The organism is Marinobacter sp. UBA3607 (assembly GCF_002375525.1).
Lineage (GTDB): Bacteria > Pseudomonadota > Gammaproteobacteria > Pseudomonadales > Oleiphilaceae > Marinobacter > Marinobacter vinifirmus.
In genome coordinates, this window is record NZ_DFLY01000007.1 from 39,457 (window position 1) to 48,608 (window position 9,152).

Annotated in this window: 9 protein-coding genes; 5 read left to right on the plus strand and 4 right to left on the minus strand. The window is 57.9% G+C overall.

All coding sequences use genetic code 11. The annotated features are described in order from the left end of the window. Positions 1–14: 14 nt before the first annotated feature. Both hemJ and B2589_RS01645 read right to left on the minus strand, forming a co-directional pair. A complete protein-coding gene (gene hemJ, locus B2589_RS01640) occupies positions 15–437 on the minus strand; it encodes a protoporphyrinogen oxidase HemJ (protein WP_058339886.1) in 423 nt (140 codons plus the stop codon). 3 nt (positions 438–440) lie between these two features. After that, positions 441–2,216 carry a chloride channel protein gene (locus B2589_RS01645; protein ID WP_286815411.1) on the minus strand — a complete coding sequence of 592 codons (1,776 nt, stop codon included), beginning with the start codon at positions 2,214–2,216 and terminating at the stop codon, positions 441–443. A gap of 144 nt (positions 2,217–2,360) precedes the next feature. Here B2589_RS01645 and argC point away from each other — a divergent pair, with 144 nt between their 5' ends. The 4 genes from argC to erpA all read left to right on the plus strand — a co-directional run bounded on the left by argC (position 2,361) and on the right by erpA (position 4,999). Beyond that, positions 2,361–3,398, plus strand: coding sequence for an N-acetyl-gamma-glutamyl-phosphate reductase (argC, locus tag B2589_RS01650; RefSeq protein WP_094625268.1), 1,038 nt, complete (start codon positions 2,361–2,363; stop codon positions 3,396–3,398). An 11-nt stretch (positions 3,399–3,409) separates the two neighbouring features. Further along, positions 3,410–4,150 (plus strand): DUF6776 family protein, encoded by a 741-nt coding sequence (locus B2589_RS01655; RefSeq protein WP_022990253.1) that lies wholly within the window; start codon positions 3,410–3,412, stop codon positions 4,148–4,150. A 4-nt stretch (positions 4,151–4,154) separates the two neighbouring features. Continuing rightward, the gene (locus B2589_RS01660; protein WP_286815412.1) at positions 4,155–4,586 is read left to right on the plus strand and encodes a bactofilin family protein; all 432 of its coding nucleotides are present in this window, start codon (positions 4,155–4,157) and stop codon (positions 4,584–4,586) included. An 80-nt stretch (positions 4,587–4,666) separates the two neighbouring features. Further along, positions 4,667–4,999, plus strand: coding sequence for an iron-sulfur cluster insertion protein ErpA (gene erpA / locus B2589_RS01665; RefSeq protein WP_022990255.1), 333 nt, complete (start codon positions 4,667–4,669; stop codon positions 4,997–4,999). Between the two features lie 4 nt (positions 5,000–5,003). Here erpA and B2589_RS01670 read toward each other — a convergent pair whose 3' ends face one another. After that, positions 5,004–6,104, minus strand: a complete 1,101-nt coding sequence (locus tag B2589_RS01670; RefSeq protein WP_286815413.1) for an anhydro-N-acetylmuramic acid kinase — start codon at positions 6,102–6,104, stop codon at positions 5,004–5,006. A gap of 2 nt (positions 6,105–6,106) precedes the next feature. Further along, positions 6,107–7,495 (minus strand): peptidoglycan DD-metalloendopeptidase family protein, encoded by a 1,389-nt coding sequence (locus B2589_RS01675; RefSeq protein WP_286815414.1) that lies wholly within the window; start codon positions 7,493–7,495, stop codon positions 6,107–6,109. A gap of 308 nt (positions 7,496–7,803) precedes the next feature. Between B2589_RS01675 and tyrS the strand changes: the two genes are divergently transcribed. Further along, positions 7,804–9,006, plus strand: coding sequence for a tyrosine--tRNA ligase (gene tyrS / locus B2589_RS01680; RefSeq protein ID WP_286815415.1), 1,203 nt, complete (start codon positions 7,804–7,806; stop codon positions 9,004–9,006). Positions 9,007–9,152: the final 146 nt, after the last annotated feature.

Here is a 9,152-nt window from a genome sequence, read left to right on the forward strand (position 1 = left end):
AATGCTGTGCCTCCTCAGAAAGGTTTAACAACGGCCAGGATCACCACGGCCAGCAGGATAAATACCGGGATTTCGTTGAACCAGCGGTAGAACACATGGCTGCGGTGGTTTTTGTCATCACGGAACACCTTCACCAGGTGGCCGCAATAGAAGTGGTAGACAATCAGCAGGGTCACCAGTAACAGCTTTACGTGTAACCAGCCCTGGCTGAAATAACCGGATACGTTATAGCTGAGCAGCCATACACCGAAGATCACCGTGGCAATCATCGAGGGTGTGGTAATGCCGCGGTACAACTTGCGCTCCATGATCTTGAAGCGTTCCTGCCCGGGCTTGTCTTCGCAAGCTGCGTGATACACAAACAGCCTGGGCAAGTAGAAGATGCCGGCAAACCAGCACACCAGGGAAATTATGTGGAAGGCTTTAACCCACAGCATCGCTCAGCTCCGTCGGTATTGGTAATAACTTTCGATATCAGATTGAAGTACCACACCATAAACCCGCTGGATCATCGGAGCCACATGGCGTTGTACGTATAGCGCTTCGGCCTGGGAACTGTCGAACTCGTGCAGCGCCTCTTCCAGCGTGGCCTGGTATTGTACCGGGGCAACGTCCCGCCGGTTAGCCGGAATCTCCATCAGGTCAACCGTCTCCGGCGCCTCTATACCTTCTTCGGCCACCTGCTTGGCGGTGTCTTCAAGGTAGCGGGCCAGGTCTACCGCCGGCAGCAGTGCGGTGGGGCCGTTGCTTCCGTCGATCAACAGCCACTTGGGTTCGGACTTGAGCGCCTTCCTGGCTTCCTCAACCGTCAGTTCCCGTTCTGTGCGCAGAATGCTCCTGTCCATGATGGCGCCCACGGAAACCCGGCGCAGGGCCTGGATCACCGGGGAGTTCTGGTAGCTGAGCCCCTGGCTTTTCAGGATCGTCAGGAACAGCGATTTCTTGCCGAAGGCTTCACTGGTTACCAGGCTGGCGGTGGTAATGATCAGCATGCCCGGCAGTATGATATTCGGGTTACGGGTAAGTTCCATGAGCGCCATCAAGGCCGCCAGCGGAGCCTGCAGCACGGCTCCCATCATGGCGCCCATTCCCAGCATGGCGTAGAAACCCACAGATGATGCCTGCTCCGGAAAAATCTGGGCCCCGATCAGCCCCATGGCACCGCCGAGGGTGGCGCCCATAAACACCGTGGGGCCGATCACCCCGCTGGGCATGCCCAGGCCGATGGAAATGCCGGTAATGATCAGCTTGGCGGCACCCACTCCGAGCAGCAGCCAGAACGCCAGTTCGCCGTGAATGGTCTGGCTGACCGTGTCGTAGCCGATGCCCATGGTTTCCGGGATGAATACAGCAAAAGGCACCATCAGCAGGCCGGCCATGGCAATGCGCAACAGCACCGGCCGGTGATGGAAACGCCCCATGCTGTCCACCAGCTGGATAAACGCCGCTGCAGCAATGCCGATAATCACCGCAATGGCGATAATCCAGGGAATTTCCAGCATCGAGTTCATGGTCAGGGCAGGCACGCTGAACGCCGGTTCGGAACCGTAAACCACCTGGGTGACAATGGCGGCGCTCACAGCGGCCAGGATGATAGGGGTAAATCCGGCAATGGTGTATTCCATCATCACCACTTCCATGGCGAAGATAACGCCGGAAATGGGCGTGTTGAACGAGGCGGAAATGGCCGCTGCACAGCCACAGGCCACCAGGGTACGAATGCTGTTGTTGGGCAGGCGCATCCACTGGCCGAGCAGGCTGGAAAACGCAGCCCCCAGGTGCACCGCCGGGCCTTCCCGGCCGGCGGACTGGCCACTGACCACGGTCGCCACCCCGGCGACAAACTGCACCACGGCACTGCGGAATGAAATGTATCCCTGGTGGTAATTCAGGCGCTCCATGATGTGCACAATCCCGACCTTGCGATCGTGGATGGCGAGCCGGTGCAGCAGCAGCCCGAGCCCCAGCGCGCCGGCCAGGGGCAAAAGGCCCCGGGTAAGGATATCCAGTTGCTCGAAGTTCTCGGAACCGGTCCCCGGCAGGAAGTGCTCCAGCGGCCATTCGATGGCGAGGCGGAACAGCAGGATGACCACACCGGTGACAATGCCGGATAACAGGCCCAGAACTGCCAGTTGGGGCAGGGCATCCACACCGGACAGTCTCCGCCGGAAAACGGGGATCAGGTGTTCGGTAATCTGTTGCCTGATACTACGCATTGGCGCGGGATTCCGGTTGCTGACACGGCTTGGTCAATGGGTTTGGGCGGACATTGTAGCTCCGGGTCTGAAGGCTGCAATAAGTCCTTGGATTATCATGGTAGACTACAGGCAAATTCTGGCCAGAACACCTTGGAGATTAGTGTGATAAAGACAGGCATTGTGGGTGGTACCGGATACACAGGTGTGGAACTGCTGAGAATCCTCGCAGTTCATCCGGAAGCGGAAGTTACCTGCATCACGTCCCGTTCAGAAGCCGGCATGCCGGTGGCTGATATGTACCCCAACCTGCGTGGTCACTATGACCTGGCTTTCTCCGAGCCGGACCCCGCGGTACTGGCGGAGTGCGACCTGGTCTTCTTCGCCACGCCCCACGGTGTAGCCATGCGCGCAGTGCCAGAGCTGATGAAAGCCGGCGTGCGGGTGGTGGATCTTTCGGCGGATTTCCGCCTGAAAGACCTGGATGTCTGGGCCGACTGGTACGGCATGCCCCATGAAAGCCCGGAGTGGGCCGAGAAAGCCGTTTACGGCCTGCCGGAAGTGGTTCGTGATGAAATCCGCCAGGCGCAGCTGGTGGCCAATCCCGGTTGTTATCCGACAGCCGTGCAGCTTGGCTTCCTGCCCTTGCTGGAGTCCGGGCTGGTGGATCCGTCCCGGTTGATTGCCGATGCCAAGTCCGGTGCCAGCGGTGCCGGCCGGCAGGGCAAGATCGGCATGTTGCATGGTGAAGTCGGGGAAAGCTTCAAGGCCTACGGTGCTTCCGGGCACCGTCACCTGCCGGAAATCCGTCAGGGCCTGAGCCAGGCCGCAGGAACCGGCGTGGGTGTTACCTTTGTGCCCCACCTGGTGCCGATGATTCGCGGTATTGAAGCAACACTGTACGCCGAGTTGTCTGATGCCGCCGATTTCGACCGCCTGCAGGCGCTGTATGAAGAGCGGTACCGCAACGAGCCGTTCGTGGATGTCATGCCCTTCGGCAGCCACCCGGAAACCCGCAGTGTGCGCGGCGCCAACAGCTGCCGTATGGCCCTGCACCGCCAGGAACAGAGCAACATCGTGATTGTAACCTCGGTGATCGACAACCTGGTGAAGGGTGCCGCCGGGCAAGCGGTACAGAACATGAATATCATGTTTGGCCTGGATGAGACCCAGGGGCTGCAAGCACCGGCATTGCTGCCCTGAGGCTCTGAGTTGTGAGCGACACGCGTAAACCTTCCGAAGAATATGTTGTTATCCGCCACCGGCCGGGCCACCGCCTGCGCCGGACGGTGATTCTGCTCACCTTTACCGTGGTTGCTGCCGTGGCAGGCTACGTGGCCGGGCTGGCTCAGGGCGGCTTTCGGCTGTCTTCGGTCGAGGCATCCAGCGAGCAACTGGTGGAAGAAGTAGAGACGTTGCGGGGCCAATATCGTGAGGCCCGGCAGAACATGGTCAACCTGGAGCGGGGTCGGGCGATTGACGAGCACGCGCTCCGGGAAGCCCGGAACACCATGGTCAACCTGGAAACCCGGATTTCCGAGCTGGAAGCGGACCTGACCTTCTACCGCAACATCATGGCACCCTCAGAAACGGCCGAGGGCCTGCAGGTAGACCGCTTTACCCTGCTGCCCGGGCGGGACAACCGGGCCTTCGATTTCAAGCTGGTGCTGACCCAGGTGGGAGATAACAAAAGCTACATTTCCGGGGTTGTGGCGGTGAATGTTATCGGTAACCTTGACGGCGAAAAAGAAGTGATCGCGCTGCGGGACCTGTCCGATGAAATCGAAGACCTCGGCGTGGCATTCCGGTTCCGGTATTTTCAAGATGTGGAAGGTAGCCTGATGCTTCCTGAAAACTTTGAACCCCTTGAAATCCAGGTAGTGGCTCAGGCTGAAGGGCGCAAGGCGTCACAGGCTGAACGCACCTTCGACTGGCAACAGATAGCGGAGTACTGAATAGATGATGGGCAAGAAAAAACAGAAACCGCGCCGCGCGACCGGGCAGTTCGATACCCTGATCTCGTCCCGGACCACCATCGAAGGTGATGTGCACTTTTCCGGTGGCCTGCATGTGGACGGCAAGATTCGCGGCCGGGTCATTGCCGAGGAAGGCAGCGACGCGGTAGTCCGGGTATCGGAAGTTGGCGAGATTACCGGCGATGTGATTGCCCCGCACATCATCATCAATGGCGGGGTGAACGGCGACGTGCGTTCCTCTGCCCACCTTGAGCTGGCCGAAAAAGCGTCGATTACCGGTAATGTCTATTACAAGCTGGTCGAAATGGCCATGGGGGCTTCGGTAAACGGTAACCTGGTTCGGGAAACGGAAAACAGTGGCCTGCTGACTCATGACGGCGCAAAGGCCGAAGCCGATGAGGGTAAATCCGAATAGTTGATTGTTTTAGTCAGGAATACCATAATCGTGAGTCAGTCATACGTTGCCGGAGGCAGATCTTGAGTGTAGTCCAACAAATGGCCACCCCGTTGTTCTTCAGTGACAACGCCGTTGCCAAAGTGCGTGAGCTGATCGAGGAAGAAGAGAATCCTGGTCTCAAGCTGCGCGTATTTGTTACGGGCGGTGGTTGCTCCGGATTCCAGTATGGTTTCTCGTTTGATGAGAACCAGGAAGACGACGATACGGTGATCGAGCGGGACGGCGTGAAACTGCTGGTGGACTCCATGAGCTACCAGTACCTGGTTGGCGCAACCATCGATTACCAGGAAGGGCTGCAGGGCTCTCAGTTCGTGGTACAAAACCCGAACGCCAGTTCCACCTGCGGTTGTGGTAGTTCCTTCTCTATCTGAGAATTCAGGCCGGGTAAATCGCGCCCAGAATTCTTTCCCCTGAAGCGCCTGTTACCTCAGGCAGATTTCCCGGCAGGCCGGCTATGGTTTGCCGGGCCAGCCAGGCAAACGCTACCGGTTCCACCCATTGCGGATCCAGCCCCAGCTCTGCAGTTGTGGCCAGGTGTACCGACCCCAAACCCAGTCTCAACTCATTCATCAATACCGGATTGAAGGTGCCGCCGCCGCAGGCGAACACTGCCATATCGGCATTCTCCTGGGGCAGTTGCTGGAGGATGGTGGTTATGGTCAGTTGTAGCAGGGTTCTTTGCACGTCTTCCGGTGGCAAATCCGGAAAACGCTGGAGGTGGGTGTGAATCCAGTCCAGGTTGAAGCGTTCCTTGCCGGTGCTCTTGGGCGGAGCCTTGCTGAAATAGGCATCTGATAACAGGCTGGCCAGAAGGTCCGGGTTAGTGGCACCTTCATGGGCCCAGTGACCGTTCTCATCATAGTGGCGACCGGTCTGGTCCAGACACCAGGCATCGAGCAGTGCGTTCGCCGGCCCGGTATCAAAACCGATAACCGGTTTGCGTTGCCCGGCAGGGAGCCAGGTGATGTTCGCAATGCCCCCAAGATTCAAAATGCAGCGATCCTGCTGCGCCGAACCGAACAGCCAGCGATGAAAGGCCGGAACCAGGGGGGCACCCTGGCCATGGGCGGCCATGTCCCGCGAACGGAAATCGGCAACGGTAGTTACGCCGGTGGCCTCGGCAATCCAGGCGGCATTGCCAATCTGCATGGAGAAAGGCGCGGCGCCGGACGGTTGGTGGCGGATAGTCTGCCCGTGGCTGCCGATGGCGCGGATCTCTTGCGGGTTGACTCCGGACTGGTGGATAAGGTCGTTGGCGGCCTTGGCAAAGTGCTGGCCGGTGAGGGTGTCCAGTTCGCCAATTTCATCCGGGTCGGCCTGATTGCGCACCGCCTGCAGCAGGCGGTGGCGAAGTTGTTCAGGGTAAGGCAGGGAGAGCGTGTTGTGGATGTTTACGCCTGGCTCGCCGAAGGACACCAGCACAGCATCGACTGAGTCCATGCTGGTGCCTGACATCAGGCCGAGCCAGAATGTCATGATCAGTTATCCGAAGCGAATGCCAGTTGGCGGCCACTTTCGCGGAACACATTGAACTGCGCCAGGCGCTGTTCGGTAAACTGCTTGAAGCGGGCCATTTCGGTGCTGGGCACCGGCTGGGCGTCTGGCAGTTTTACGGTCCGGGAGTTCTTGGCTACGCCATTGATCCGGAACTCGTAGTGCAGGTGCGGGCCGGTAACCATGCCGGACGAGCCAACGTGGCCGATGGTCTGCCCCTGCTTTACCCGGGTTCCGTTCTTGATGCCTTTACCCAGCTTGCTCATGTGGGCGTACAGGGTAGAAATGTTGTCACCATGCTGGAGAACAACGGTGCGGCCATAGCCGCCTTTCCAGCCGGCAAACTGAACACGGCCGTTACCGGCGGCTTTGATCGGTGTACCCGGAGGCGCAGCATAGTCTGTGCCTTCATGGGGGCGAACCACGTCCAGAACCGGGTGCCGGCGCTGCAGGTTAAAGGGCGACGATAACCGGGCATTGATCGGTACCCGCAGGAACGCCTTGCGCATGCTCTGGCCTTCCGGCGTGTAATAGTCGCTGTCACCGTTGGTGTCGGTGTACAGCAGGGCAACGTTTTCTTTGCCCCGGTTGATAAAGCGGGCAGACAGAATGCGGCCGGTATTGAACTTTTCACCGTCTACATACAGCTCTTCGTAGACCACTTCAAAGCTGTCGCCTTTGCGAACATCGTAAACAAAATCGATATCCCAGCCGAAAATACCGGCCAGTTCCATGGTCAGGCGGTCATCAAGGCCGGCATCGCGGGCTGCCAGGTAAAGGGAGCCATCGATAACGCCGGATGCAAACGCCGGACGGGCTTCCGGTTCGCGGATGTCGGTTTCGCCAACAAAGCCGGAATCGGTCTTTTCAATCTTCAGGGTTTCCAGCAGGCTGCGTTGCAATTCGATAGCGGCCAGGCTGCCTTCGTCATCGATGCCGAAGCGGATATGCTCACCGGCGTACAGGCGCTGAAGCTTGTCGGCTTCGCCGTCACCGTGAATGACTGAAAGCATCACGCCATCGTTAAAGCCTGCCTTTTTGAACAGGGACGACAGCGTCTCTCCGGATTTGATATCAAACTCTTTCCAGTTCAGCGTTGGCTCGGCGTCAACAAGCGCGGGCACTTCGCTAGTGGCCGGCAGTTCTGCTGTCTCAGCTGCGGTTTCCGAGGCAGCTTCGGCAGGCTCCGGTTGTTTGATGGCTTGTTTGATGGGAACCGGGTTGCCCAGTGCGGCACCCTGTTCAAGGTCGATGGTGTAAGACATGCGCCGGGCTTCAACGTCGGCGCTTGGGCTCATGAGCGCAGCGGTGGTAACAACCACGGTGGCGGCTGCAGCCAGAGTAATATGTGTCTTGGGAAATTTTTTCAGCACGTGGCTCACCCGTTTTAATCGGTATTCCAGTAATTTGTGCCGGCTAATTAAAGCGCCAGTTCAAGTATAGACCATCAGATTACCGCATATGACATAAACAGGACAGTGCGCAACATTACAGTTCGCGCCTTTGGTTGGTCGTACAACCTGCTATGCCGCTGATATAATGCCAGCCTTATTATATACAGTCTGATCGATTTGTGATCAAAGGCTACTTTACCAAGGGAGCCGGTAACGCGCAGATTTCTTTTGTAGATCTCTGTAACTGGCAGGCCCTGTTGCACCTAAAAACTGGGGACAAAAGGTTCATGGCATCACTAGACGAAGCGTTGGCTATCATCAAGCGCGGTATTGACGAGCTGATTCCCGAAGAGGAACTGGTTGAAAAATTAAAGGAAGGTCGCCCTTTAAGGGTAAAGGCCGGCTTTGATCCCACTGCGCCGGACCTCCATTTTGGCCACACCGTGCTTATCAACAAGCTTCGTCAGTTCCAGGACCTGGGCCATGAGGTGATTTTCCTGATCGGCGACTTCACCGGCATGATCGGTGACCCGACCGGAAAAAGTGCTACCCGCCCGCCGCTCACCGAAGAGCAGGTGCGCCAGAATGCGATCACCTATAAAGAGCAGGTGTTCAAGATCCTGGACCCCGCCAGGACCCGGGTTGTGTTCAACTCCGAGTGGATGAGCAATATGTCTGCGGCTGACATGATCCGGCTGGCGGGGCAGTACACCGTTGCCAGGATGCTGGAGCGGGATGATTTCACCAAGCGTTACCGTTCCGAGCAGCCGATTGCGATCCACGAGTTCCTGTATCCGCTGATCCAGGGCTATGACTCGGTCGAGTTGAAGGCCGATATCGAGCTCGGCGGTACCGACCAGAAGTTCAACCTCCTTATGGGGCGGATTCTTCAGAAGCACTATGGCCAGAAACCGCAGGCGATTCTCACAGTACCTATTCTGGAAGGGCTTGATGGCGTCCAGAAGATGTCCAAGTCTCTGGGCAACTATATAGGTGTGAGTGATTCCCCGGGTGAGATGTACACCAAGCTGTTGTCCATGCCGGATGAATTGCTGTGGCGTTATTTCGAATTGCTCAGCTTCCGCCCGATGGCGGAAATTGAAGAATATCGTGCTGCTGTAGCGGCAGGGGCCAATCCCCAGGGCTACAAGAAGGTGTTGGCCGAAGAGTTGATCACTCGCTTCCACGATGAGGAAGCTGCAAAAACTGCGCATAAATCGGCGGGCAACCGGGTGGCGCTGGGTGAGATTCCGGAAAATGTTCCGGTAGTCGAAGTTTCGCTGGAAGGGCAGGAAGGTCTGCCAATGCCGGCGGTGCTGCGTTTGGCAGGGTTGGTCAAGAACGGCGCGGCCGCCCGGGATGTGTTGGGTCGCGGTGCTGTTTATATCGATGGTGCCCGGTTTGAAGGCGAGCGGATGTTTGCCGAAGGTGATGACTGCGTTATCCAGGCGGGCAAGAAGAAGATCGCGCGGGTGGTAATTGTTGCCTGAATAAGGAGGGTGAACGGCCAGTCTGAATTTTTTCAAATTGGCCGTTGACTCCTGCGGCCAGGTCTGTAGAATGCGCATCTCGCTTGAGGGGCAACGCCGGAAACGGAGCAAAACCTCAGCGATAACCGATTGAAAGTATTCGAAAA

What these genes read in the sequence shown, in the direction of transcription:
- erpA (WP_022990255.1), top strand. Translation starts at nt 4,667, where the DNA reads ATGGCCACCCCGTTGTTCTTCAGTGACAACGCCGTTGCCAAAGTGCGT.
- B2589_RS01670 (WP_286815413.1), bottom strand. Translation starts at nt 6,104, where the DNA reads ATGACATTCTGGCTCGGCCTGATGTCAGGCACCAGCATGGACTCAGTC.
- B2589_RS01645 (WP_286815411.1), bottom strand. Translation starts at nt 2,216, where the DNA reads ATGCGTAGTATCAGGCAACAGATTACCGAACACCTGATCCCCGTTTTC.
- B2589_RS01660 (WP_286815412.1), top strand. Translation starts at nt 4,155, where the DNA reads ATGATGGGCAAGAAAAAACAGAAACCGCGCCGCGCGACCGGGCAGTTC.
- hemJ (WP_058339886.1), bottom strand. Translation starts at nt 437, where the DNA reads ATGCTGTGGGTTAAAGCCTTCCACATAATTTCCCTGGTGTGCTGGTTT.
- tyrS (WP_286815415.1), top strand. Translation starts at nt 7,804, where the DNA reads ATGGCATCACTAGACGAAGCGTTGGCTATCATCAAGCGCGGTATTGAC.